Annotated in this window: 23 protein-coding genes; 4 read left to right on the top strand and 19 right to left on the bottom strand. The window is 56.8% G+C overall.

Features of this window, described 5'->3' with window-relative positions; translation table 11 throughout:
• Window positions 1–42 precede the first annotated feature (42 nt).
• From IEW12_RS20560 to IEW12_RS20600, 9 genes are all read right to left on the bottom strand, one after another.
• The gene (locus IEW12_RS20560; protein WP_188567962.1) at window positions 43–1,671 is read right to left on the bottom strand and encodes an HD family phosphohydrolase; all 1,629 of its coding nucleotides are present in this window, start codon (window positions 1,669–1,671) and stop codon (window positions 43–45) included.
• A 228-nt stretch (window positions 1,672–1,899) separates the two neighbouring features.
• Window positions 1,900–2,496, bottom strand: a complete 597-nt coding sequence (locus IEW12_RS20565) for a UbiX family flavin prenyltransferase (RefSeq protein ID WP_188567963.1) — start codon at window positions 2,494–2,496, stop codon at window positions 1,900–1,902.
• Window positions 2,497–2,506: 10 nt separating this feature from the next.
• The gene (gene grxD / locus IEW12_RS20570; protein ID WP_188567964.1) at window positions 2,507–2,824 is read right to left on the bottom strand and encodes a Grx4 family monothiol glutaredoxin; all 318 of its coding nucleotides are present in this window, start codon (window positions 2,822–2,824) and stop codon (window positions 2,507–2,509) included.
• A gap of 246 nt (window positions 2,825–3,070) precedes the next feature.
• Window positions 3,071–5,419, bottom strand: a complete 2,349-nt coding sequence (locus IEW12_RS20575) for a Tex family protein (RefSeq protein ID WP_188567965.1) — start codon at window positions 5,417–5,419, stop codon at window positions 3,071–3,073.
• Window positions 5,420–5,678: 259 nt separating this feature from the next.
• Window positions 5,679–6,095 carry a GNAT family N-acetyltransferase gene (locus IEW12_RS20580; RefSeq protein WP_188567966.1) on the bottom strand — a complete coding sequence of 139 codons (417 nt, stop codon included), beginning with the start codon at window positions 6,093–6,095 and terminating at the stop codon, window positions 5,679–5,681.
• 400 nt (window positions 6,096–6,495) lie between these two features.
• Window positions 6,496–6,642: a hypothetical protein gene (locus IEW12_RS20585; RefSeq protein ID WP_188567967.1), complete on the bottom strand. Its 147-nt coding sequence runs from the start codon at window positions 6,640–6,642 to the stop codon at window positions 6,496–6,498.
• A gap of 113 nt (window positions 6,643–6,755) precedes the next feature.
• On the bottom strand, window positions 6,756–7,808 hold the full coding sequence (locus IEW12_RS20590) for a cadherin-like beta sandwich domain-containing protein (protein WP_188567968.1): 1,053 nt from the start codon (window positions 7,806–7,808) through the stop codon (window positions 6,756–6,758).
• A gap of 93 nt (window positions 7,809–7,901) precedes the next feature.
• Window positions 7,902–8,618 (bottom strand): hypothetical protein, encoded by a 717-nt coding sequence (locus IEW12_RS20595; protein WP_188567969.1) that lies wholly within the window; start codon window positions 8,616–8,618, stop codon window positions 7,902–7,904.
• A gap of 266 nt (window positions 8,619–8,884) precedes the next feature.
• Window positions 8,885–9,484 (bottom strand): Spy/CpxP family protein refolding chaperone, encoded by a 600-nt coding sequence (locus tag IEW12_RS20600; RefSeq protein WP_229751251.1) that lies wholly within the window; start codon window positions 9,482–9,484, stop codon window positions 8,885–8,887.
• Window positions 9,485–9,792: 308 nt separating this feature from the next.
• Between IEW12_RS20600 and IEW12_RS20605 the strand changes: the two genes are divergently transcribed.
• Together IEW12_RS20605 and IEW12_RS20610 are read left to right on the top strand one after the other, a co-directional pair.
• On the top strand, window positions 9,793–10,482 hold the full coding sequence (locus IEW12_RS20605; protein ID WP_188567970.1) for a response regulator transcription factor: 690 nt from the start codon (window positions 9,793–9,795) through the stop codon (window positions 10,480–10,482).
• A gap of 136 nt (window positions 10,483–10,618) precedes the next feature.
• Complete coding sequence (locus IEW12_RS20610) at window positions 10,619–12,085, top strand: ATP-binding protein (protein ID WP_188567971.1); 1,467 nt, start codon at window positions 10,619–10,621, stop codon at window positions 12,083–12,085.
• A 20-nt stretch (window positions 12,086–12,105) separates the two neighbouring features.
• Here the strand turns inward: IEW12_RS20610 and prmC are convergent, their stop codons facing one another.
• From prmC to minC, 10 genes are all read right to left on the bottom strand, one after another.
• Window positions 12,106–12,936, bottom strand: a complete 831-nt coding sequence (gene prmC, locus IEW12_RS20615) for a peptide chain release factor N(5)-glutamine methyltransferase (protein WP_188567972.1) — start codon at window positions 12,934–12,936, stop codon at window positions 12,106–12,108.
• A 5-nt stretch (window positions 12,937–12,941) separates the two neighbouring features.
• Window positions 12,942–13,451: a disulfide bond formation protein B gene (locus IEW12_RS20620; RefSeq protein WP_188567973.1), complete on the bottom strand. Its 510-nt coding sequence runs from the start codon at window positions 13,449–13,451 to the stop codon at window positions 12,942–12,944.
• Window positions 13,452–13,663: 212 nt separating this feature from the next.
• Window positions 13,664–14,743 (bottom strand): peptide chain release factor 1, encoded by a 1,080-nt coding sequence (prfA, locus tag IEW12_RS20625; RefSeq protein ID WP_188567974.1) that lies wholly within the window; start codon window positions 14,741–14,743, stop codon window positions 13,664–13,666.
• Window positions 14,744–14,849: 106 nt separating this feature from the next.
• Entirely contained in the window at window positions 14,850–16,124 is a 1,275-nt protein-coding gene (gene hemA, locus IEW12_RS20630) for a glutamyl-tRNA reductase (RefSeq protein WP_188567975.1), read from the bottom strand.
• Between the two features lie 92 nt (window positions 16,125–16,216).
• On the bottom strand, window positions 16,217–18,658 hold the full coding sequence (locus IEW12_RS20635) for a CHASE2 domain-containing protein (protein ID WP_188567976.1): 2,442 nt from the start codon (window positions 18,656–18,658) through the stop codon (window positions 16,217–16,219).
• An 86-nt stretch (window positions 18,659–18,744) separates the two neighbouring features.
• Window positions 18,745–20,445, bottom strand: a complete 1,701-nt coding sequence (locus IEW12_RS20640; protein ID WP_188567977.1) for a FecR family protein — start codon at window positions 20,443–20,445, stop codon at window positions 18,745–18,747.
• A gap of 116 nt (window positions 20,446–20,561) precedes the next feature.
• A complete protein-coding gene (locus tag IEW12_RS20645; RefSeq protein ID WP_188567978.1) occupies window positions 20,562–21,254 on the bottom strand; it encodes a response regulator transcription factor in 693 nt (230 codons plus the stop codon).
• Window positions 21,255–21,596: 342 nt separating this feature from the next.
• On the bottom strand, window positions 21,597–21,860 hold the full coding sequence (gene minE, locus IEW12_RS20650; RefSeq protein ID WP_188567979.1) for a cell division topological specificity factor MinE: 264 nt from the start codon (window positions 21,858–21,860) through the stop codon (window positions 21,597–21,599).
• 1 nt (window position 21,861) lies between these two features.
• On the bottom strand, window positions 21,862–22,677 hold the full coding sequence (gene minD, locus IEW12_RS20655) for a septum site-determining protein MinD (RefSeq protein ID WP_188567980.1): 816 nt from the start codon (window positions 22,675–22,677) through the stop codon (window positions 21,862–21,864).
• Window positions 22,678–22,731: 54 nt separating this feature from the next.
• On the bottom strand, window positions 22,732–23,490 hold the full coding sequence (gene minC / locus IEW12_RS20660) for a septum site-determining protein MinC (protein WP_188567981.1): 759 nt from the start codon (window positions 23,488–23,490) through the stop codon (window positions 22,732–22,734).
• Window positions 23,491–23,965: 475 nt separating this feature from the next.
• Here minC and IEW12_RS20665 point away from each other — a divergent pair, with 475 nt between their 5' ends.
• Window positions 23,966–24,580: a glutathione S-transferase family protein gene (locus tag IEW12_RS20665; RefSeq protein WP_188567982.1), complete on the top strand. Its 615-nt coding sequence runs from the start codon at window positions 23,966–23,968 to the stop codon at window positions 24,578–24,580.
• A gap of 309 nt (window positions 24,581–24,889) precedes the next feature.
• Window positions 24,890–25,069 (top strand): hypothetical protein, encoded by a 180-nt coding sequence (locus IEW12_RS20670; protein ID WP_188567983.1) that lies wholly within the window; start codon window positions 24,890–24,892, stop codon window positions 25,067–25,069.
• Window positions 25,070–25,360: the final 291 nt, after the last annotated feature.

Here is a 25,360-nt window from a genome sequence, read left to right on the forward strand (position 1 = left end):
GAGTGCTGCTCACATCTGCCACGCTGCTTCACAGGCAGGAATTCAGGGGTGATAGCCGGGAATCAGGCTCTCGTCCACATTGTCGATCTGTGCGCTATCCATGAAGCGCTGCGCATATTCCAGATACACCTTGCCGCGTACGAAGACGTCGAACAGGTCCGGGTCTATGTGGCCGTTCAGGCTGAACTTGCCCAGGATGTCCAGCGATTCTGTCAGCGTCTTGCCCACTTTGTAAGGCCTGTCCTTGGCGGTCAGCGCCTCGAAGATGTCGGCAATCGCCATCACCCTTGCCTGTACCGACATTTGTTCTTTGACCAGGCCGCGCGGATAGCCCTTGCCGTCCATGCGCTCATGGTGCCCGCCCGCGTATTCGGGTACATTGCGCAGGTGCTTGGGCCAGGGCAGCGCTTCCAGCATGCGTATCGTGACCGAGATGTGGTTATTGATGATTTTGCGCTCGGCGTCGGTCAAGGTGCCGGCGCGGATGTTCAGGTTGCCCAGCTCTTCCTGGTCCAGCAGATCGCGCTCAGTACCGTCCGGCCCGGTCCAGCGGTATTTCGCGATATCGGCAACCCGCTGCTGGTCTTCCTGGCTCATGCGCTCGCCGCCTATATTGGCCTTGCGGAGGAAAGCGCGGTCGTCATCCAGCCGGGCTAACTCTGCCTGCAGTTGCGCATCCAGCTCTGCCGCCTGCTGTGCGCCAGTGCCCGGCAGGCACTTTTGCTTCAGCATGCGGATCTCTGCATCCCGCTTCAATACCTCAAACCGCGTGTCCACGCTGTGTATGCGGTCGAACAGGGTTTCCAGTTTGGTGGATTTTTCTATCACATGCACCGGGGTCGTGATCTTGCCGCAGTCATGCAAGAGTCCTGCCATCCACAGTTCGCGCCGGTCGCGCCCGCTCATCTTGAAGCCGGCCAGCGGCCCGGTCTCAGCCCTGTGCAGGGCTTCGGCCAGCATCATCGTCAGTTCCGGCACGTGCTGGCAATGGCGCCCGGTATTCGGTGATTTTTCATCAATGCCGATGTTGATCAGATTGACCAGCGACTCGAACAGGTTTTCCAATTGGAAGATCAATTGCTGGTTGCTGACGGCGATGGCAGCCTGCGAAGCCAGCGCCTCGATGAAGCGCTTGTCGGTATCGGTGAACGGGCGTACCGCCCCGCTGTCCGGGTCTGTCGCATTGATCAATTGCAGCACGCCTATCAGTTCTTCCTCATGGTCCAGCATGGGCACTGTCAGCAGCGACTGCGAGTGGTAATTATGCGCAGCATCGAACTTGCGCATACCGGAGAAATTGAACAGCGGCGTCTGATATACATCCGGTAGGTTCACGGCTTTTTTCAGATTGGCGGCATAGGCGGCGACGGCATCCAGGTTCTGGCTGCCATCCGCGTTGTGCAGGGCGATGGTGGGCATGTCTATCGGCCCCTCGTTGAGGCCACCACGATACATGCGCAAGCTGTCATTGACCGCGATATGGAACTCCAGGCTCTGCTTGTCGCCGCTGGCGCGGTATAGAGTACCGCCGTCAGCGTGGGTCATGGCCTTGGCCGTGACCAGGATGCGTTCCAGCAGCAGGGGAATATCGTGGCTGCTGCTGAGCGCCACGCTAAGCTCGGTCAATTGCTCCAGGCGCTGGGCAATTTCGTTTTGATTAAGCGCGGTCATAGTTTCCGTTCCCCTGCCGGACAGCGGCACAAGCGCTCGGCTGCTTGTGGATTCTTGTCATTGTTTTGGTCGTGCCCGGGCTAAGACGGCGCAATCATGCGGGCAGATTCTGTAACACAAAGTTACTAATTTCTGTCTCGCAAGTCAAATCTAATCTGCGTTAATACCAGTTGCGCAACACATCAATGATGGCGGGAGGGGAGGGCGATTGCGGAGAACAGGCTGCGCCTACTCGGCGTCTTTCAGGCCGGCCCAGCGGGGGGCGAGGCTGTGCGGGATGGAGAACAGGTCAAGCACGCGGCCTACAGTATGGTCGACCATCTGCTCTATCGATTGCGGGCGGTGATAAAAGCCCGGCAGCGGAGGGAAGATGATGCCGCCCATTTCAGTGACGGCTGTCATATTTCGCAGGTGGGCCAGGTTGAACGGGGTTTCGCGCACCATCAATACCAGGCGGCGCCGTTCTTTCAGCACTACATCGGCGGCGCGGGTGATCAGGTTGTCGGAAAGACCATGCGCTACCGCAGCCAAGGTCTTCATGGAGCAGGGAGCGATGACCATGCCGTCGGACTGGAAGGAGCCGCTGGCGATGGATGCGCCGACATCGCGCACGTTATGCACGACGTCTGCCAATACCTCGACATCCTTGCGCTTCAAATCCATTTCCTGGTGCAGGTTTAATACGCCCGCTTCGGAAATCAGCAAATGAGTCTGGTAGCCGGGAATATTGCGCAGGGCCTGCAGCAGGCGCACACCGTACACCACGCCGGTCGCTCCGGTAATGGCGACGACCAGGCGCTTATTTACGCTCGTATCTGCGCTCATCCGGCGGGGATTACTCGGACTTCAGCAGCGATTGTAGTTCGCCGTTTTCAAACATCTCGTTCATGATGTCGGAACCGCCGACGAATTCGCCGTTGACATACAACTGAGGCACGGTAGGCCAGTTGGAGAAATCCTTGATGCCCTGGCGTACGGCTGGGTCTTCCAGCACGTTGACCGTCACCATATTGGATACGCCGCTGGCTTTCAGCAGTTGTATCGCACGGCCGGAGAAGCCGCATTGCGGGAATTGCGCCGTGCCCTTCATGAACAGCACTACAGGGTTTTGGCTTACTGTTTCTTTGATCCAGCTTTGTACTTCGTCGCTCATGATACTTCCTTGATAATTAATTTTCGGGAAACTGTTTGACGTCCATAGGCGTAAATTATCCCGTTTCCGGCATTATAAAGGAAACTGAAGTTAAGCTCATGCCTGCCCTCTAAACGGGGGCTGCGCCGATAACGATGTTTTAGGAGGGAGAGGAGTCCAAGAGGAGTCCAGGGGAAGTCCTTCCAGCGCAGGTAGCGCCGGAAGGAATAGGCAATGATTCAGCCGGTGATGCGGCGACCTGGTGAATCAGCCACGCAGCTTGGCGAATGCCGCTGCCATGGCATTGTTGGCCGGTGCTGCTGCCTGCGGTTGCCGCTGATGCTGGGCCAGGCGCTTGGCGTCATTGCGGTCGCCTTTTTGCTCCGGCTTGCTGCCAGGCTGCGGGGCCGCATCGGTCAGGCGCATGGTCAAGGCAATACGCTTGCGCTTTTCATCCACTTCCAGCACCTTGACCTTGACGACCTGGCCCGCCTTGACGACGGTATGCGGGTCCTTGACGAAAGTATTGGACAGTGCCGAGATATGTACCAGGCCATCCTGATGCACACCGATGTCGACAAAGGCGCCGAAGGCGGCTACGTTGGTGACTACGCCTTCCAGTATCATGTCCGGACGCAGATCCTTGATCTCTTCCACGCCGTCCTTGAAGGTCGCTGTGGTGAACTCAGGGCGCGGATCGCGGCCGGGTTTTTCCAGCTCTTTCAAGATATCGGTAATGGTAGGCACGCCGAACTTGTCATCCGCATACTTGGCAGGGCTCAAGGATTTCAGCAGGCGTTCGTCGCCGATTACGCCGGCCACATCCTTCTTGATGTCAGCCAGGATTTTTTCTACCAGCGGATAGGATTCAGGGTGGACTGCCGACGCATCCAGCGGATTATTGCCGCCCATGATGCGCAGGAAGCCTGCTGCCTGTTCAAAAGTCTTGTCGCCCAGGCGCGGGACTGAACGCAATTCCGCGCGCGAAGTGAACATGCCCTTGGCATCGCGGAAGTTTACGATAGCCTGTGCCACACTGGCGGACAGGCCGGATACGCGCGCCAGCAAAGGCGCAGACGCGGTATTCACATCAACGCCGACCGCATTCACGCAATCTTCGACGACGGCATCCAGCGAACGCGCGAGCTGGGTCTGGCCGACGTCATGCTGATACTGGCCTACACCGATGGATTTAGGATCAATCTTCACCAGCTCGGCCAGCGGGTCCTGCAGGCGACGGGCGATGGAGACCGCGCCGCGTATCGACACGTCCAGGTCGGGCAATTCTTTCGATGCAAATTCAGATGCGGAATACACCGAAGCGCCGGCTTCCGACACGACAATCTTGGTCAGCTTCAATTCCGGACGCATCTTGATCAGGTCCTGCGCCAGCTTGTCGGTTTCACGCGAGGCGGTGCCGTTGCCGATGGAGATCAGCGATACTTGGTGTTTTTGCGCTAGTTGCGCCAGCACGTGCAGCGAGCCATCCCAGTCATTGCGTGGCTGGTGCGGATAGATGGTGGCATATTCCACCACCTTGCCGGTGGCATCCACGATCGCTACCTTGACGCCGGTACGAAGGCCTGGATCCAGGCCCATTGTGGCGCGCGGGCCGGCAGGTGCTGCCAGCAGCAAATCTTTCAGGTTGCGGGCGAACACATTGATCGCCTCGACTTCCGCGCGTTCGCGCAGATTGGTCATCAGCTCTGTTTCCAGATGCATGAAAACCTTCACGCGCCAGCTCCAGCGCACGGTATCGGCCAGCCATTTGTCGGCAGGACGGCCCTGGTTGCTGACGCCGAAGCGGCCGGCGATGCGGCTTTCGCAAGGATTCAGCGGCGCATCCCATTTCGGTTTTTCTTCTTCGGTATCCAGGCGCAGCACGACCGTCAGCATTTCTTCGCGGCGGCCGCGGAACAATGCCAGCGCACGGTGCGAAGGAATCGTGCCCAGTGTTTCGGAATAGTCAAAGTAGTCTGAGAACTTGGCGCCCGCATCTTCCTTGCCGGCGATTACTTTGGATTCTACGATGCCGTGTTCCAGCAGATATTCGCGCAGGGTTTGCAGCAAGCCCGCGTCTTCGGCGAAGCGTTCCATCAAGATCTGGCGCGCGCCGTCCAGTGCAGCCTTGGCATCGGCAACACCGGGGTTATCACCGCTATCGGTCTTGAAGGCGGGTTTCAGATAGGCCGCAGCTTCTTCTTCCGGATTCTTGCTTGGGTCTGCCAGCAATGCTTCCGCCAGAGGCAGCAAGCCGGCTTCCACCGCGATCTGGGCCTTGGTGCGGCGCTTCAGCTTGTACGGCAAATACAAATCTTCCAGGCGGGTCTTGTCTTCTGCGTGCGTGATGGCGTCCAGTAATGCAGGCGTCATCTTGCCTTGTTCTTCAATCGAGGACAGGATTGCGCTACGGCGGTCTTCCAGCTCGCGCAGATAGCGCAGACGCTCTTCCAGCAAGCGCAACTGCGTGTCGTCCAGGCCGCCGGTGACCTCTTTACGGTAACGCGCGATAAACGGCACGGTCGCGCCTTCATCCAGCAGGGTAACAGCAGCGGCAACCTGTACCGGTTTGGCAGCAAGCTCAACGGCAAGGCGTTGTTCAATAGAAGGCAACATAGATCATTCAATGGGAAAAAAGAAAACAAGTCGGTGATGATACGCACTCTGTGCGATTGCGCCAGTCTTGACAGTCTTGAGGACTAAGGGTAGGGGCCGGGCCTGCCAAAGAAAACTTGACATCGCGTAAATCTTGCCGGTTTCTCAGCGTATTTTGTTGATTGCCGTAAAGATATTGAGCCAAATCTGCCTTGGCTATTATTTTACCGCGTAGCGTTGCCTGCGCGGGGAATGATGTAAAAAATGCCAGCGCAGCAATCTATTGCAGATACAGATTCGGCTTGTTGATTTCCATCAGTATTTCGGGCTTGGCGGGCGCCTTGAAGCCAAATTGCGCATACAGACCACGCGCATCCGAACTGGCGAGCATGAAGCGGCGCAGACCCTGCAGATCAGGATGATCCAGCACTGCCTGCATCAGCGCCTTGCTATAGCCCTTACCGCGCTGTTCTGCGATCACGAAAACATCGACCAGATAGGCAAAAGTTGCGTAGTCACTGACCACCCGTGCAAAGGCAATCTGCCGTCCTTCTAGATAGACGCCGAAGCATAGCGAGTGCTGGATGGAACGCTGCACCAGCGCTAAAGAGATGCCCTTGGCCCAGGTGCTTTGCTCGGACAGGAATTGATGGATCAGAGGGATATCCAGTGCGGACTGGTCGGTCTTGATTTCCATGGCGGCTCAATGTGCAGAAAAATAGCGAGCAGTGATTATGCGGCAATTCTGAGCGTCACGGAAGGCCTGCGTATGTTCGGGTGACGGCAGCGCGGGAGGCGGCAGGCCTAGGGCGTGTTGACATTTAATTTGGGTGTGCGAATGGGGCTAAACAGGCGCAGGGCTAGGCGCAGCACGCGCCGCAGTGTGATCACTGCCAGCGGGGTGCAACAACGCCCTGCGCCTGTTTAGCCCCATTCCCTCCGGGTTCATCCTCGGCGGCCCCACCAAAACGCGTGCTGGACTGCGTTGCGCTCCTTGTTAAGGCACCAGCCTTAAAGCGTCGCACGCCTTGCCAGCCCACGTTTTGGTGGGGCCGCCGAGGCTTGAACGCATCTCCCAAATTAAATGTCAACCCGCCCTAGACAGCGCTGGTATAAAAATACATCAGCAATCCTGCGGCGCAGAGATTGATGGCGATATAAAAACTGATGCCGGGGCTGTATTTTTTCTTGCCACGCGCAGGAGGATCGTCGAAATCATGCCTTATGTGCTGAAATTCATCCATGGTGCTTCCTCTTACTTCTTTGTGCTATCTCAAAATGATCTGCCGCCGCCATGCGGGCCGGCAGCAGATCGGCATGTTTACCGGTAAGTGATACTCATGCAGAAAATGATTTGTCAGGCAGCGATGCTCATCGTCAGGCTGGCGACGTAACCATTGGCAGTGTCGCCGGAAAGACTGAGTAGTTGCGTGCTGTAGCCGTCGCTAAAGACCTGGTCGGAGGCGTTGGTTGGCACCGAGGTGTTCTGGCCGTGCGTGTACAACGCGGTGTTGTACACGGCAGTATTGATCGTCTCGGAAAACGCAAACTGCGTGGTTGCGGTAGCCGTTACACTTAGATTGTCATTGATGTAGACCTGCGCGTGTATATGCGTCACGCGGCCTGCATACCAGCCCGGATAGACTGTAGTAAAGCTGACCTGGCCATTGGCGTCCGTGATCTGTATGCCGCGCAGATAGGTTTCTCCCTGGTGGTTGCCGTTTTGCTGGCTGCTGTAACCGGAGTATCCGCCGTCTTTATCGCAATGCCAGATGTAGACCGCTGCATTGGTAATCGGTGCGCAGAGCTGATTGACATTGGTCAGCGTCAGGTTTAGTGTCAGAGGCAGGCCGGTTTTGCTTTCGCGTATATCCTTGCGCATTATCGCGGAATTGCTTAGGATAGCCAGCAGAGGATAGGGGCCTTCAGTCTCCTGTGGAATGATCGCGCAATTGGTGCCCGAGCCGGCGGCTGCGCGCGTTGCTGCGATGCTGACCGTATTGGTCGATGCTCCATCTTCCGCAGTGACGACGATGCTGATGCCGGTCGTACCTACCGCCAGGCTGATGGCGCCCGAGGCAGTACCGCTTGCAAGTGCAATGCCGTTGACCTTGATCGTGGCACCGTTGCCTGCTGTAGGCGTGACGCTGATGCTGCTGACGCTATTGGCGACGCTCACCGTATAGCTGTTGACGCTGCTGGAAAAAGCAGGGGACAGGCTGGCAGAAGAAACGCTCAGCGCGCTCAGTCTGGCATCTGTGCTGACAACCGTGGCCGAGGTGTTTGTCGTGCTGCCTGTACTGCTGCCACCGCCGCCGCAACTGATCAGGGTGGTAGTGCTCAATGCCCCAAGCAGCATCGCTTTGCGGCGTGCGGGCAGGCGTGGAGAGCCGGAGGAAGGGGATGTCATTGCGATACTCCTGATGGGATACTGGACAATACAGACGCCGGCGAAGCGGCGATCTGCAGGAGCCTCCGGGAGGATGCTCCTGCACTCATCCAGCTAAGCCTGGGTATTGATCAAATTGCCGGAACTGCTGCTGGCGCTCAGATTTTGCGATAGCGCCTGCAGAAAATTATTCAGGGTTTTATCGCTGTTGCCGGATTCTCCCAATGCGCTGAGCAGGTTCTGGAAGCTTTGCTGCAGGTTCGATACGTCGCTGGTGCTGGTGTCCGTGCTATCGGTGTTGCTGGAGCTGGCAGTGGAAGTGCTGGAGGAGCTGGAGGACAGCTCGCTGATCAGGCTCTGCAGGTCCGATTGCAATTGTGCAGGGCCACCGCTGCCGCCCGGCGGCGGTGGGGGCGGGCGATTGCCGGATGTTGCCGATACGCCGGACGCAGAAGAGCTGCTGTCGGAACTATCCGAGATATTGGTGTCGCTTTGGGCGTGCAGGTTTTCCAGCAGGCTTTGCAGGAAGGATGTTAGCGCCTGGCTGACATCCGTCGTGCTGGAGCTGCTGTCGGTAGACGTGTCGGAGCTTGAGCTCGCATCGCTGGATGTGCTGGAATCGGTGCTGGTACTGGAGCTGCTACTGGAGCTGGAACCGGTTACGCCCAGCTGCGACAGCGCCTGGGGGATCGCATCGACCAGGCCACCGCCCTTGGGCGGTTCAGGCGGTGAGCTGCCGTCCACGCTGCGGGCGGAGCTGCTTTGCCGGGTGCTGCCGACCTGCGTTAGTTGTGCGATTGAAAAGCTATTGGATATGCCGCTGATAGTCATGTTGCTCTCCTTTGAGATGGAAACTGAGCTGATTTTTTATACCGGCTGTTGATGAATTCTTTGAAGTCCGCCGGCGGGCAATAAGGCAAACTTTCTGCTGACGCTGATAAATCGGTAATGCCCATCGGGTAGTACCCGTCAGGGCAGCGACTGCGCAAGGCGGCACAGCGCCCGACGGCTATCCGGCAGTGCTTGTGGCGGCGCCGGATGCTTGTCTCTAAGCTTGTTGATGTTTTGTATGTCTTGCTGGTATTCAGGCCCGGCTTTTAATTCGTATGTGCAGGGCCAGGAGGCGGCAGGCCGGGGCCGTGATGGTTGTCACGCCCGTCGCCACGGTCATGACCCTCGCGACCTTCGTGTCCTTCATGCCCCTCGTGCGCTTGGAAGCGCGCTTTCATTTCTTCCACCTGTTTGCGCTGTTCTGCCGTCAGCAATGCATAGATCTGCTGCTCGCCGCGCAGGCGCAACAAGCTGCTGTCTCCCATCGCGCGTGCCGACGCTTCGGTCAAGGCCTTGGCCTTGCTGTCGTCGTACTGCGCGGAAAAACGCATTGCCCGCAAGGCCTCTTGCGCTTTGCGCAGTGCTTTCATTTGCTCACGCAATTGCGGCGCTTGCGCATGCATGATGGCGAAGATCTTGTCTTCTTGTTCTTCTGTTAATTTGATGCCATGTAAAAAAACGGGACCGGGCTGATGATCGAACGGCGCCTCAAAGCCGTGCGGCACGTCACCCGGGACCGCAAAGCCTGGCCCCTCCATCCTTGGGCCATGCCCCGGCATCCCTTGGGCCTGGGCAGACATCTGTGCCGCAAACACGAGACCGGCGGCGAGCAATACATGTTTGATCCTGTTTTTATCTGACTTCATCTGTGGGTTCCGATTGTCGTTTTTCTTTTTTCTACAGTGCAGCTATGCAACTGATGTGACGATTGTCTTTGGGTTTGCTGTAAAGTTCAGTTAATCACTTGTAAAACTGCGTAAAGTCGCCGTAATGGGCGTTTGCCCAAATTTATTTGTGTTTGGCATAATATTTACATAAGCTCAATCATGTAAAACTGGGTAAATCAGGGCTGGAAAGCCTGTGCTCACAGCCGGTTTATCGCTATGATCGGCAAAATTCATAGGCACAATATTGCTGTAATGAATTTTCTGACAAGAAGATGAGATGAAGAAATATGACTAAGGTGCTGCTGGTAGATGATGACGTCGAGCTGGTCGACATGCTCAGGCAATATATGGAGCGCGAAGGCTTCGAGGTCACGGTCGCCCATAATGGCGAGGCCGGCGTTACCGAGGCATTGACCGGAGTCCATACCATCGCGGTGCTGGATGTGATGATGCCGCGCATGAACGGCGTGGAGGCGCTGCGCCGCATCCGCGGCAAGAGCCGCATGCCGGTGCTGATGCTGACCGCCAAGGGCGACGACATAGACCGCATCATCGGCCTGGAACTGGGCGCGGACGACTATGTACCCAAACCCTGCACGCCGCGTGAACTGGTGGCCAGGATACGTGCCATCCTGCGCCGCACCCAGGTGCCGGACCAGGAGAAAATCTCGGATGCCGTGCTGACTATCGGTGCATTGAGCGTATGGTCGGAGCAAAGGCGCGCAGAATGGGACGGCAAGCCGCTGGAACTGACCAGCACGGAATTCAGCCTGCTGGACATACTGGCGCGCAACGCCGGCCACAAGGTCAGCAAGAATGAATTGTCGGAACAGGGCCTGGGCCGGCCGCTGGCCAGGTTCGACCGCAATATCGACGTGCATCTGAGCAGCATACGGCAGAAATTGAATAACTTGTCCGGCGACCGGGTCATCATCCAGACCGTGTACCGCCAGGGCTATATGCTCATCAAAGAATAGCCATAGTGTACTGTTGTCACCCATCCTTCATTGCCGCTATGCCGGCCAGCAGTGTGCCCGCGCAGGCGCTGAGCATTGTTCCGCACTGGGATAGTTCTGCATTGCCCTCGCAGCGCATTTTCGGGGTGAATGACTGATGGGCCGCCTGTTCTGGAAATTCTTCTTCTTCATCCTGCTGGCCCAATTGACGGCTATCGTCGGTATCAGCGGCACGCTGTGGATCAAGCACAATACCGAGGACAGGCTGACCCGCAGTACCAATCGTCAGGCCCATATTGCGCTGGTGGTGGAGTCTGCCGAGATCGCCTTGCAGCAAGGCGGGCCGCAAGCGCTGCGCAGGCTGGGGGGGAGTTTACGCCGCTACCAGGTCTACGTGATCGACGAGAATAATCACGATGTAATGGGACGCCTGGTCAGCCTCGCCAGTATAGAAAAGTTCAAGGCCAGCATAGAAAAAGGACCTCCTTCCGTACTGGCGCGCAAAGTGACAGGGCCCGACAAGCAGACTTACCTGGTATTTTTCTCCGCACTGGAAGACGCCTGGGATCGGGAATCTTCGGACCGCCATCCGGAGCCGCTGCCTGGCGAAAGGCCGCCGCCGTTTGAACACGGTGAGCACGGTGAGCGTGGACCTGTAGGCCCTGATCGCGGCCAGCCGCCCTTTGGGGGTGATCCTGGTGGCATGCACGCGCCAGGGTCTTATTATCCTCTGATCCCGCTAGTGTCTTCAGTGATAGCAAGCCTGCTGTTTGCCGCCTTGCTCGCCTGGTATATGTCCAAACCTATACGCAATCTGCGCAGCGCATTCATAGAACTTGCCAGCGGCAAGCTGGATACGCGCGTGGGAGCGACCATGGGACGCAGGCGCGATGAACTGGCCGACCTGGGGCGCGAATTCGATCTGATGGCGGACAAGCTGCACGTATTGGTGGAAAGCCAGCGTCAATTGATGCATGACGTTTCCCATGAACTGCGTTCACCTCTGGCGAGGTTGCAGGCTGCAATAGGACTGGCGCGTCAGCAACCGGAAAAAATGGAAGGTACATTGGAGCGGCTGGAGAACGAGAGCATACGCATGGACAAGCTGGTCGGCGAGCTGCTGACCTTGTCACGCATAGAGGCTGGGGTCACCGGTGCGAATGAAGAAATCAGCATGGCCGACCTGATGGCCGAGGTGGTGGAAAATGCCAGCTTTGAAGCCGAGGCCAATCATCGCAGGCTGGAGTTTACCGGCGATACTGAGGTTATCGTATTCGGCAAATTTGAATTGCTGTACCGGGCTGTGGAAAACGTGGTGCGCAATGCGATCAAGCATACGGCAGAAGGCAGTGCCGTGACGATTAACACTAAGCCGGACCGGGATAATGCGACCTTCAGCATTACGGTGCTCGATCAGGGCAGCGGTGTGCCGGATCAGGAACTGGCGGCTATTTTTGAACCCTTCTTCCGCGGCAGCCAGATCACCAGCACACAGCATGGTTACGGCCTGGGGCTGACTATCGCCAAGCGGGTGCTGCTGGCGCATGGCGGGGTAATACGTGCCTCTAACCGCGCCTCCGGCGGCTTGTGCGTTGAAATAGTCTTGCCCTGCAAATTTCCCTAAGCTGCAATAGAAAATATGGCTTAGCCGGTAGCCAGGATGCCGCCCGTGACCCGTTCTATGCCGGACAGGTCGCGCCAGGTTTGTACCTGCGTGAAGCCGTGCTCGCTCAACAGGCTGCGTACAGCCTCCGCCTGGTCATATCCGTGTTCCAGCAGCAGCCAGCCGCCTTGTTTCAGATGCAGGGCGGCTCCGCCTATGATGATGCGGTAGTTGCTCAGGCCGTCGGCGTGGTCGGTCAGTGCGATCACCGGTTCAAAGCGCAGGTCGCCTTCACCCAGGTGGTGATCGTCCTTGACGATATACGGTGGGTTGCTGACGATGGTATCGAATAGTTCGGCTTGCAAGGCTTCATACCAGCTGCTTTGCAGCAGGCGCATGCGGCCCGGATCTAAAATCCTTTGCGCATTATCTTCAGCGATTTTCAGTGCCGCCGGGCTGACATCCAGTGCAGTCACCTGCAGGTCGGGCCGGCTGTGGGCGATAGCGATGGCGATGGCGCCCGAGCCCGTGCCCATGTCCAGCAGGCTGCCTTGCGGCGGCGCATGCTGCAAGGCCAGTTCCACCAGTAATTCGGTGTCGGCGCGCGGGATCAGCACGTCCGGGCTGACCCGGAACGGCAGTCCGAAGAATTCCCGTTCGCCGACCAGATAGGCGATAGGTTCGCCATCGTAGCGGCGCTGTATCAAATCCTGCATCGTCTGCAGTTGTTCTGCATCCAGCAACTGCTCGCAGCGGGTGATCAACTGTATGCGGGTCAGGCCCAGTGCGTGCATCAGCAGGATGCGGGTCTCCAGCTTGCCCAGCGGAGAACTGGATTCACAGGCTGCGATGCTGACGCCGCTGGTCTCCATGGCGATCAGCGCGAACGGCCAAAGACATTGCGTTCGTTGGGCCTTTTATTGATCATGGCAATAACGACAAAGCTCAGCGCAAAAATGGCAAACCATACCAGCGACCATTGCGGGATGGACAAGCCGAGGATAGGTTCATATTCTGTGCTGCACATGCCGTCGGCCTTGAACAGCACGGGCACCAGTTCTGCGGTAAATATCTTGTTCAGCGCGACTTCCCAAGGATCGATACCGCAGGACAGCGCCGGATGGGCCTTGACCCACAGGTGGCGGAGGGCGATGCCGGCACCGATCAGCGCAATCACTGCGCCTATCCAGGAACCGACCTTGCGTGCAGCCACCGGCAGTATCAGCAAGATGATGCAGATCACGGCGATAGCGACGAACACATAGCGTTGCGCCACGCACAGCGGGCATGGCAGCATGCCTTCTCCCAGTTGCAGGTACAGCGCTATGCCCAGCAGGGCGACACAGGTGGCGGCTATCGTGATGAGCAGGGTCTTGGATATATTCATAGTGGTGCGATCGATTCGGCTTTGATTGGCTGTTCTATTGGGAGGCAACTAATACGGAGTGTACTTCGTATAAGTTGCTGCGCGTGCAAATGGCAATTATGAGCACTCGGCCGCCGTTTGGTTCCGAATGGTTACAATTTTGCCGGGTTCTTACATATTGCCACAATATGTCCCAGGGGATACTTTGCCGCTTAGGACGGGGCGATGCAGGCTTATTCGTCGCCCAACTGCGCCAGCAATTCGGCCTGGTGTTCGGCGATTAGGGCATTGGTCAGTTCAGTCAGCTCACCGTCCATGATGAAATCCAGCTTGTACAAGGTCAGGTTGATACGGTGGTCGGTCATGCGCCCTTGCGGGTAGTTATAGGTGCGTATGCGTTCGCTGCGGTCGCCGGAGCCGATCAGGCTCTTGCGGGTGGCCGCTTCCTTGGCCTGCTTCTCGCGTAACTGGCCATCCATGATACGGGTTGCCAGCACACGCATTGCCTGCGCCTTGTTTTGATGCTGGCTGCGGCCATCCTGGCATTCAACCACGATACCGGTAGGGATATGCGTCAGGCGCACGGCAGAATCGGTCTTGTTGATGTGCTGGCCGCCGGCGCCGGAGGCGCGGAAGGTATCGATACGCAGATCGGCATTATTGATGACCACGTCGGCCAGTTCATCCGCTTCCGGCATCACGGCGACGGTGCAGGCCGAGGTATGGATACGGCCCTGGGTCTCGGTCGCAGGCACCCTTTGCACGCGGTGGCCGCCGGATTCGAACTTCAGCTTGGAATAGGCGCCCAGGCCGGCGATACGCACGATCACCTCTTTATAACCGCCCAGTTCTGACGCAGATTCCGACATCATTTCTATCTGCCAGCGGTTGCGTTCGGCAAAGCGCGTATACATGCGCAGCAGGTCGCCGGCAAACAGTGCCGCTTCGTCACCGCCGGTACCGGCGCGCACTTCCAGCAGGATATTGCGTTCGTCATTCGGGTCCTTGGGCAACAGCATTTTTTGCAGGTCACTTTCCAGCGTTTCCATCGTGGCCTTGGCGGCGGCGATTTCTTCCTGCGCAAATTCCTTCATGTCGGGATCGGCCATCATTTCTTGCGCGGCAGCGATGTCGGTCTGCGCCTGCTGATAATTCTTATAGAGTTCTACCAGCGGTTCCAGCTCTGCGTGTTCGCGGTTTAGCTTGCGGTAGTTGTCCATGTCATTGGTGCTGCCTTCCTGGTTCAGCAACTGGTTGACTTCAACCAGGCGTTCCGCCAGTTGGTCGAGCTTGGAGAGCATCGATGGTTTCATGGTAAGACCTATTTAGTATTTATTGGGGGCAGAGCGCAGCAAGGCGTCTGAATTTTTCTGTGGGGAGATGCAGGCCGGGACGGCGCTGCATAAAGTGCAGTGCCCGCTAACGCTTGGTGCGGAACAGTTGTGGCAGTAAAGTGGCCAGGCGGGCGCGTTCGTCACCCTTGGCCTGATGCAGGGCCTGTTGCGGGCCGTGCAGGAATTTGGCGGTAATGCCTTTGGACAGTGCTTCCAGTACCGCGTCTATGTCTTCACCCTTGGCCAGCATCTTGCGTGCGCGTTCCAGCTCCATCATGCGCACTACCTCGCTGCTTTCATGCAGGTCCTGGATTACAGGCACGACTACACGGCCGTCCACCCAGTGCATGAAGGATTGCACGCGGGTTTCGATGATGGCTTCTGCCTGTGCCACTGCGGCCTGGCGGTTTTCCAGTCCGGTCTGCACCACGTTGCCGAGGTCATCCACGGTGTACAGGAAAACGTCGTCCAGCGCGCCGATTTCAGGTTCTATATCGCGCGGCACCGCCAGATCCACCATGAAGATAGGGCGATGGCGGCGCGCTTTGACCACGCGCTCGACCAGTCCCAGGCCGATGATAGGCAGTGAAGAGGCGGTACAGGAAATGATGATGTCGAATTGCGCCAACTGCTGCGGCAATTCAGCCAGGCGTATTGCCTTGCCGTTGAAGCGGTGGGCCAGCGCTTCGCCGCGCTCCAGCGTGCGGTTGGCGATGGTCAGGCTCTTGGGATTTTGCGCGGCAAAGTGGGTTGCGCACAGTTCTATCATCTCGCCGGCGCCGATGAACAGCACATGCTGATCAGAAATTTTGTCGAAGATGCGTTGCGACAGGCGTACTGCAGCGGCCGCCATGGACACACTGTGCGCGCCGATCTCCGTGGTAGTGCGTACTTCCTTCGCAACAGCAAAGGTGCGCTGGAACAACTGGTGCAAATAAGTGCCGAGGCCACCGGCGGCATCCGCCTGGCGCACTGCATCCTTCATCTGGCCCAGGATCTGCGGCTCGCCCAGCACCATGGAATCCAGGCCGGAAGCAACCCGGAATGCGTGGCGCACCGCATTGTCTTGCGGCAGCGTATATAAATGGGGGCGCAATTCTGCGTATGGCAGCTTGTGGAAGTCGGCGAGGAAATGCGCGGTGGCATCTATCGGGTTGTCGACCTGGTTGGCCGCATACAGTTCGGTGCGGTTGCAAGTGGACAGAATTGCTGCCTCATTGCCGAATTCAGTGCCATCCTTGCCAAACCACGAGCGCGCGGCAACCACTGCCTGACTGATCTGGTCAGGGGCAAAAGCGACTTTTTCGCGCAGCGAAACAGGCGCGGTCGTGTGATTGAGGCCGACGGCTAGCAGTTGCATGGAATAAATATCGGGAGATTATGCACGCTATTATAGCGTGCTCCCGGTTCCGCGTTTCGTTGCTTGCCGGGCTAAAAGACAGAAATGGCTTGTTATGCATCAAATGCGGGCAATTTAATGTGGAAAGTTGTTCCTTCATTAAGAACGCTATGGAAGCCTATCTGTCCACGGTGCCGGTCGATGACGGTTTTGACAAAGACCATGCCCAGTCCTATGCCGTCCGCTTTGCCCTGGTCGCTGTGCTTGAAGCGCTGAAAACGCTGGAACAGGCGGGCCTGGTCAGCCCTGGCAATGCCGTAGCCCTGGTCGCTGATGCTGCAAATGACCACAGTCCCGTCCGCTCCTTGTTCAAATTGCAAGCTGCAAGTGATCGTGGTGTCGGCCGGGCTGTATTTGATCGCATTGGACAGCAGATTGGTCAGCACCCGTGTCATCAGGCTGCGATCGACATTGACGGGGTAGTAGTCCCCGGGGGTATGGCTGAGAATGCGGATGTTTTTGTTTTTTGACAGCGCCCACATTTCTTCCGTCGCATCCAGCAGGATATCCTGCATATCGGTCTCTTCCAGCCGGTAATTTTGCGATTCGGCGCGCACCAGTTGCACAAAATCGTCGGCCAGGCTGAGCGTTGCGGTCGCCGCTCTTTCTATGCGGGATATGAATTCAGCCTGCGGCAAGGCTGTGGCCTGGTCCTGCTGCAATTCCAGCAAGGCCAGGATGGAGGCTTGCGGTGAGCGCATGTCATGCGAAATGAAATGCAATGATTCATCGCGGCTGCGCTCGGCGCTGCGTATTGCCGTGATATCGATGACGCTGACTATCCAGCCTATCAGCTCCTTGCTGCTTGAGTAGCAGGGCGCGCTCTTGATGATCAGATTGCGCCCCTGCGTGTCGCTGACTTCTATGCCCTGGCTGATGGTTGCAGTATGTTCCAGGTCCAGCAGATTCCACCAGCTGAATTCCACGTTAGGCGTCTGGTCCAGCGCCTTGGGATTGCTCATGCCGGCGAACAGGTAGGGCATCAATGCGTCCTGCACTTGGGGCGTGCCTATGCTGGCAAAATAATCCTTGGCGGGCTGGTTGGACAGCAATACATTACCGTCGATCGTGGTCACCAGCGTCGCATCGGGCAGGCTGCTCAGGCTGTCGGTGACGAACTGGCGCAAGTCGCGCACACGACGGGCAGCGACCTGCATTGCATTGATGCGCTGCTCCAGCGCATCCTGCAAAGGCGCTGGCCTGGTTTTGCCTGCTGGAGCCAGTTCAGGCAGCAAATGCGGCTCCTTGTCCAGCAGCAGAAATTCTGCCGCCAGATAGCGCATCGCGGCCTCCAGCCGGCGCCAGCTCCAGACGGGATAGGCGAGTATCAAGGTCAGCAAGGCGGCGGACGGCGGCAGCCAATACCCGGCAGTCAGCGCAAAATAACTGCCCGCCAGCAGGCCCATGCAGACCAGGCCAGTGACCAGCAGCGATATGCGCGGCGACAGCAGGAAGTAGCACAAGAGCGTCAGCGCAACCGGCAGCAGGCAAAACAACAGGGTTTGCCACAATGGGGCGAAGGCGATCGAACGTCCGTCCAGCAGGCTGGACAGGATATTGGCATTGATTTCCACGCCGGAAATTACGCCATCATTGCCTGACACCGGAGTCGGGAAAGAATCGGCCATGCCAAAGGCGGTCGGTCCGACCAGCACATATTTATTTTTGAAAAATTCTGCCGGCACTTCACCGCGCAGCACAGCCACATAGGGGACAGATTTGAAATGGCCGGCGCTGCCATAGAAAGGAATGTGCATCTGGTAATCGCGCTGCCAGGCATTCGGGTTGTCCGGCTTGGCTGTATACTGGAGGCGGCGTAAATCGGCGGTGAGCCTGGCTCCGGGAATCTCTGCGGTCGCCGCGGCAGGCCTGCCCAGGTCTTTCATCGCCAGCCCAAAATGCGACCACCAATTTCCCTTGATGCCTTCGCGCAGGAATACGCTGCGGACGATGCCATCCCTGTCCTGTTCCACATGGATATGCCCGAGCTGCCTGGCGGCATTGGCCAGCACCGGTATCGGCAGCGTGGCAACCAGACCCGCGCCGGCTTCTTCCGCATTCAAAGGCAATACGACCCGGTTGCTGGCGGTGATCGCATTCGCCAGCACGGTGTCGCCATGGACAGGATTGCCCGCACTGTCTTGCTGCGGGCTTTCGGGTTCCGAAAATTTGATATCTATACCTATCGCCAGCGGCTGCATCGCGGCTAGCCGGCTGATCAGCTCGGCATGGCGAGTGCGCGGCCACGGCCATTTGCCCAGTTCGTTCAGGCTGTAGTCATCGATGGCAACAATGATGACGTCATCGCGGGCTGGCTGGGTATTGGCCTGCATGAACCTGTCATACAGGTTCAGATCCAGCCGTCCCATGATATTAAACAGGCTCAGTCCGGCTGCCAGGACAAGCAGCAAAATGCTGATGATCAGCCACTCGCGCAATGCGATATGCTCTGCGCTGGAAGAAGTGCCTGCTTTTGCATCCGCAATGTGCTTCATATCTTCCTGTGTGATGCTGGCCTGGTCTGCCTGCTAGTGGTAATCCGTTATGAATCTTTTTCCGAGTTGTGCATCCGGTCGCTGTGTTAATAGCCAGCCCTGACTGCGCCGCCACTCGACATCAAGGCCTCGCCGTTGCTGGTGGTCCAGCGGCTGTAGATACTGACCTTTTGCGTGGACGAGAAGGCGCCGATATAGCCATCCGGATCAGTCGCACGCACGCGGATGAAGTACTGGCCGGCGTCCGGGCGCGGGATGCGCAGCTCGGATTTGTCCAGTTCCTGCGATAGATACAGCGAAGTGAATCCTGCATCGCGGCCTATCTGCACCAGGAATTTTTGCCCCGGCTCTGAAGGCCAGTTGAATGACAATTCCTTGTCTCCGCCATCCGTGAATGGCGCCATTGCCTGCTGCGGCGGCATCAATACAAAGCGCTGGGCATCGCTGAATGGCCCCTGGTCCGGCTGTCCATTCTTTTGGGAGATGCTGGCGGCGCGCCAGAAATAAGTACCCGGTTTCAGCGTATCTGCCGTCAGGCGTATGTCGGTGATGCCGGTTTGGTCCAGGAGAATATCCTTGAATGCTGCGTCATTGGCGACCTGCAGGCGGTAGGTTTTGGCGTCTGCCGCCTCGGTCCATGCAAAGTCCACCTTGTCTGCCCGCAGCTTGGCCTTGGGTTGCACGCTGAACGGCGGCTCCGGGCGCGCTTTCAGTGTGAATGGCAGTATGACAGGAAGACCTTCCAGGCCGACTCCATCGATGGCAGTCGCGCGTACGAAGTACTGGCCGTCAGGCAAGCCGTCAAACTTGAAGCGGGTGTCGGTATCAAGGCCGCTGACGCGTCCTTCCGCCAGCAGATTTTGCGCCTGGGAGTCGCTGGCGATCTGCGCGCGGTAAGCGGTGGCGCGCTCCATCTTGTCGATGCTGATCTGTACCGTCGGTTTTTCTTGCAACTGGTAATTGCCGCTCAGCGTAGGCGGGTTCAGCAAAGCCACCGGCTTGCCGACTGCATTGCGGCTGACGATGTTTCCCTGGCCGGCGGGCAGTAATACCGTGGCCGGTTTTTCCGGTTTGCCGACGGCGACCTTGCCACCCAGGACTTCGCTGGCGATGCCGTTGTCATTCACACCGACGCGAAAATGCGTGCCGCGTACGCCTGCAATGGCCAGTGGCGAACGTACCTCAAAACGGCCCTTGTTGGATTCCAGCGGCGTTACCGTTGATTCCACCCGGCCTTGCACCAGTGTGATCTCGGTGCGTGGGCTTTGCGTGTATTTTGCCATCCTCAGCTTGCTCAGTTTGACCTGGCTATTGGATGGGATGGAGATGCGGGAATTGTCCGGCAATACCAGCGACAGGAAACCGTTCCTGCTGGTGCTGATCTGGCTGCCTTCGGTCAGCGTGGCGCCTATCTCCAGTGCGGTTTCCGCACCTGCCGTATTTTTTGCCGTGGCCTGTCCTGCCAGCGCAACGACCTTGGCGCTGCTCATTTCTTCAGGCAGCAACTCCAGCGGAATCAGGATGGCGGAGCCGACAGGGATGGTGCGGTCATTGCCTATCTTGTTGCGCTTGCCGATGATGCTCCAGTTGCTGAGCTTTTCTGTATAGCGTAGCGCGATGCTGGAGAGGGTATCGCCCTTCAGCGCGTAGTACGTCATATCAGGCGGGGTATTGACTACGGTACCGGGCTCCCCTGCTGTCTTGGCGGCACAAGCCGGCTGCATGGAGAGCACTGAAAACGAAAGACCCAGCGCCAGAAGAAAAGTGAAGCGAAAAGCGGTGTACATGCGATCTCCAGGGGCTTACCGGCTGCGGTCTTAGCAATGCTTGTAGGGGATAATGGGATGGGGAGCCAAGATGCAGTATAGTCCGGACATTGCCGGGCTATACTTATCCGGCGGCCTTATTCAGCGGCGACTTGCTCCAGGCGGTAGCCGTAGCTATACACGGGAGCCAGGCGATAGCCGTTCTCAGGGCGCAATTCCAGCTTGCTGCGCACCCGTGAAATGTGGGTGTCCATCGTGCGCGAAGGGATGTCGATGTCGCGTGACCATACTGCTTCCAGTATGTAGGCGCGCGACAGCGGCCGGCCCAGATTGCGAAACAGCAGCAAGGCCAGGTCAAACTCTTTCTGCGTCATTTCTACAGGCACGTCATTGATGCTGACCCGGCCTGCGCGGGTTTCGAATTTGTAGATGCCGAACTGCAGGTGCTCGGACATGGCCTGTGCCGGGTAGGCGCGGCGCAACAATGCCTGCACGCGGGCTACCAGTTCGCTGCGGCGTATCGGTTTGATCATGTAATCGTCGGCGCCTGCGGCGAGGCCGGCGACGATATCATCTTCGCCGGAACGGCTGGTCATGAATAAGACAGGCAGGGTAGGGGATAGTTTTTCCCTGACCCATTGCAGAATTTCGGTACCGCTCAGGTCGGGAACTTGCCAATCCAGGATCAGCATGTCGTAGCTGTCGCGCCGCAAATGGTGCAGCATCTCTTTTCCGCTCAGGAAGGGATGGCAGGAGTGGCCGGCGGCACTGAGTATGGTGCAGACTAACTCGAGCAGATTGTTGTCATCGTCAAGTACGGCAATTCTCATAGGGACCCACGATTAAGGTTATGCAATAAGATCATGCACAAATGCAAATTGTGCCATTTTACATATTGATAAAAGCGCCATTGTACCTAATGATATGTGAAGTTTTCTACAATGAAACAATAAAGTGAAAAAAAACTGTTCGATATTGCATCATGGAACTATTTTCCGCGCAGTTGAAGAAAATTATCTGAGCTTAAGAAAAGATGATAGTTAAAAGCTATCGACGGCGTACAGCAGCTTTTTCCGAAATCTTTGTAGGAGAGTCGCTGGCGCCACGACAAACGGCGCCAGCTTTGGCTTGAAATCAAAAAACCTCAAAAACGTCAAAAAACCTGCGCAGTATTAGCTGCGCAATTCCGCTTCAGGTAAAACCACATTCACGTCCAGCACTTCCAGGTTGCCCTGGCGGTCCAGCGATACCTTGATATCGTCGGCATTCACCTTGGTGTATTTCGAGATGACGGCAATCAGTTCTGCATGCAATGCAGGCAGAAAATCATAGCCGTCGCGACCACTGCGTTCACGGGCGATGATGATCTGCAGGCGCTCTTTCGCGGTGTTCGCGCTTTTTGGCTTGGTGTTGAATAAGAAAGAGAGCAGGGCCATATTACTTCCCTCCAAAGATGCGCTGAAGCAGGCCTGGTTTTTCGTAAGCGATAAAACGCAGAGGCACTTCCTGGCCGAGGAAGCGCGATACGACGTCCTCGTAGGCTTCGGAAACATCGCTACCCTTCATATGGATAGCAGGATTACCCTGGTTGGAAGCATGCAGCACGGTTTCTGATTCAGGGATGATGCCGATCAAAGGGATGCGCAGGATTTCCTGCACATCGGTATAAGACAGCATCTCGCCGCCTTCTACCCGTTTTGGCGAATAGCGGGTGATCAGCAGATGCTCCTTGACCGGTTCGCCGCCATTTTGCGCGCGCTTGGATTTGGCCTGGATGATGCCGAGGATACGATCTGAATCGCGCACCGAAGAAACTTCCGGATTGGTGACGATGATCGCTTCATCGGCAAAAGCCAGCGCCATCACGGCGCCGCGTTCGATACCCGCCGGAGAATCGCAGACGATGTATTCAAAGTCCATCTTGACCAGATCGTTTAGTACGCGTTCCACGCCTTCTTCGGTCAGCGCATCCTTGTCGCGGGTTTGCGAAGCAGGCAGGATGAACAGGTTGTCGCAATGCTTGTCCTTGATCAGCGCCTGGTTCAGGGTTGCTTCTCCGCTGATGACGTTGATCAGGTCATATACCACGCGGCGTTCGCAGCCCATGATCAGGTCGAGATTGCGCAGGCCGACGTCAAAGTCCAGCACTGCAGTTTTATGTCCCCTCAAGGCGAGGCCAGAAGCAAAGCTTGCGCTGGAAGTGGTTTTGCCCACGCCGCCTTTACCTGATGTCACAACGATGATTCTTGCCACAAAGAGCTCCTTTTAGATATATATGCTGTATGGATAAGCGCGATTGATCGCGGCTCAGCCCGTTGTCTTGACCGATGATACTTCAATACTGTCGCCTATCAGCTTGATTTGTACCGGTTGATTTGCCGCCAATGCAGGCGGGCCGTTTTCAAATGTCCTGTAGATGCCGGCAATGGAGACCAGTTCGGCTTCCATGCCCATGGCAAAAATGCGCGCTTCGGTATTACCCATGGCGCCGGCCAGCGCGCGGCCGCGCAAAGGCGCATAGATATGGATGCTGCCGTCGGCGATCACTTCAGCGCCGTTGTTCACCGATGCGGTAATGATCAGGTCGGCGCCGCGTGCATAGATGCGCTGCCCGGCGCGCACCGGGGTGTCGATCACCATGGCGGGCATATGGCCAGCGGCTTGAGGTGCGGGCGCAGGCGCAGGGGGGGCAGCGGCCGGGGCTGCCACCGCAGCAGCTTGCGCAGGAATCTCTATTTCCTGGCGTGGCTTGCTGACCACATCCAGGCTCAGGCCAATGGCGCTGATGTCCGCGTGGTCTTCCGCACGCGCATTGCGTACCGCAACTGGGTTCAGTCCGAAAGACTTGAACAGAGGGACCAGGCTGGCCCAGTCCAGTTTTTGCTCGCTGATGGGTTCTACATCGATGACTGCGAATTCGTCATCAAAAAAATCCGGTGTACCTGCCGTCATTTCCTTCAATGCTGTTTCCAGCGCGGAGGTAGAGGCTTCATGCAAAATGACGGCGACCGCCACAACTGTTGATATTTTTATCTCTATGGGCTTGCGCGTCAGGCTATTTTGCATAAATGGTAGTGATTGAAAATAAGAAGCTTGAAAGAAGCTGAAACACTAGATAAGTAATAAACCTAGTAACAAACCCAGTAACAAACCCAGTAACAAACCCAGTAACAAAGCCGGTTTGTGGTTTCTTGTCTTAACGGCAAGGTAAAAACGCCAAGAACTGTATTTGCCTAAAAAGCAGTCATCGTACCAAGCGAAGCGCAAGATTGCAAAAAAATAGGCGCTTTAAGGTGATTACCTCGCCGCTTATTGCCTGTCTGCCTCAACCCCGGCATTTTAACGTCCATTCGGTGTACATCTACGCAATACAAAACTATCTCAAGTTGAGTGGCGATAGCTTGGCAAGTTGTAAAAATGACTACTGACAGATTCTGTCATTTTACACCGTCAGAATGGCTGCACCTCATGCGATGAGCAAAGACAGCAGATAAGTCGATTATTTAAGCAAATTACAACAACACAAACCAGGAGTCCTATCATGCGCTTGTATCACCATCCCTATTCCGCCAGCGCCCGCCGTGCCGTCATGACAGCCTTGCATCTTGGGCTCCCTGTCGAACTGGTGACGCTGGATCTGACCAATATGCAGCAGCGCCGCCAACTGACCAAAATGAATGCCAATAGCAAGGTGCCGGTGCTGCAAGACGGCGATTTCCTGCTGTGGGAATCTTGCGCCATCATGCAATACCTGGCCGACAGTAGCCCCGGGCAGTCCATCTACCCGACTGAGGCGCGTGCCCGGGTAGACGTCAACCGCTGGCTGTTCTGGGCTTCGCAGCACTTCGCGCCTGCGCTGGGCATCCATGTGTGGGAAAACATGATGAAGGCGATGTATGGCGTGGGTTTGCCCGATAAGCGGGAACTGGAGCGCGGTACCCTGTTGATAGAGCAATTTGCCCAGGTGCTGGATGAGCATTTGCAGGGGCGTGAATGGGTGTGCGGTTCTGGCGTGAGCATTGCTGATTTTGCGATCGCGACACCGCTGATGTACATGCAACAGGCAAAATTGCCTTTGCGGCAGTATGCAAATATCCAATCCTGGTTTGGCCGGGTGCAGCAGTTGAATGCCTGGAAGAAGACTGAACTCCAATAGGGCCTTGGGCGGGGCGTTCGAAGGCTGACGAATGCCTTATGCCGCAGCATTTTTGTTAACTAATTGACATACTTGCTTGGCGGGGCATGGCCCGGGAGTTGCCATGCTCTATCGGCTTTCGCATATAAATAGGCTATCGCTCAGGCGCTGGTGATCGGCATTCTTGTTTGCAAAAAAAGAAATGAGTACGCCTATTGCAGATTCAGGTAATACTATGGGATAGTTGCGCCAGGAGTATTTGTATTTTGTATTCTTGTCTATGCTCGTGCTTTCGCTGTATCAGCTTCGCCTTACCTTGAAAGGAAAAGTATGAAATATATAGAAGAAAATAGTGCATTACTGAAGCAATTGATGACGACACCACCGATGAGCGCGCAGCAATACGCCATCGTTATGCGCAAACGTACAGATTCCCGCAGGAGAGCTGAAGACGCCCGCGACGCCAGCCTGGCAAACGCACAGGCAAAACAATCTGCGCAAGGTGCTTAAGCAATAAGGCGTGTTTCGTGGCCTGGTTGTACTAGCGCCACATTAGCCCTGATGATACTGGAAAGGTGCCATATCAGATGGTGCCGGTGCCACCCTCACTCTAGATAAAATTTGAGCGGCTTGTTTTTCATACTTTGCCAAGCCGCGCATGCGGCAGCGTTGCCGGCAAATCGTTTCACATCCCCCATGCCGTGATTGACGCTCCTTCTGCTCTACGCTGATGCATGTGTGTTCTGGATGCTCAAGCCGGCAAATTTCTCGCAATGGAGTAAGCTGGAAATAGAGTGGACT

It is taken from the genome of Parundibacterium terreum (genome assembly GCF_014636315.1).
GTDB classification, from domain to species: Bacteria; Pseudomonadota; Gammaproteobacteria; order Burkholderiales; family Burkholderiaceae_D; genus Undibacterium; species Undibacterium terreum.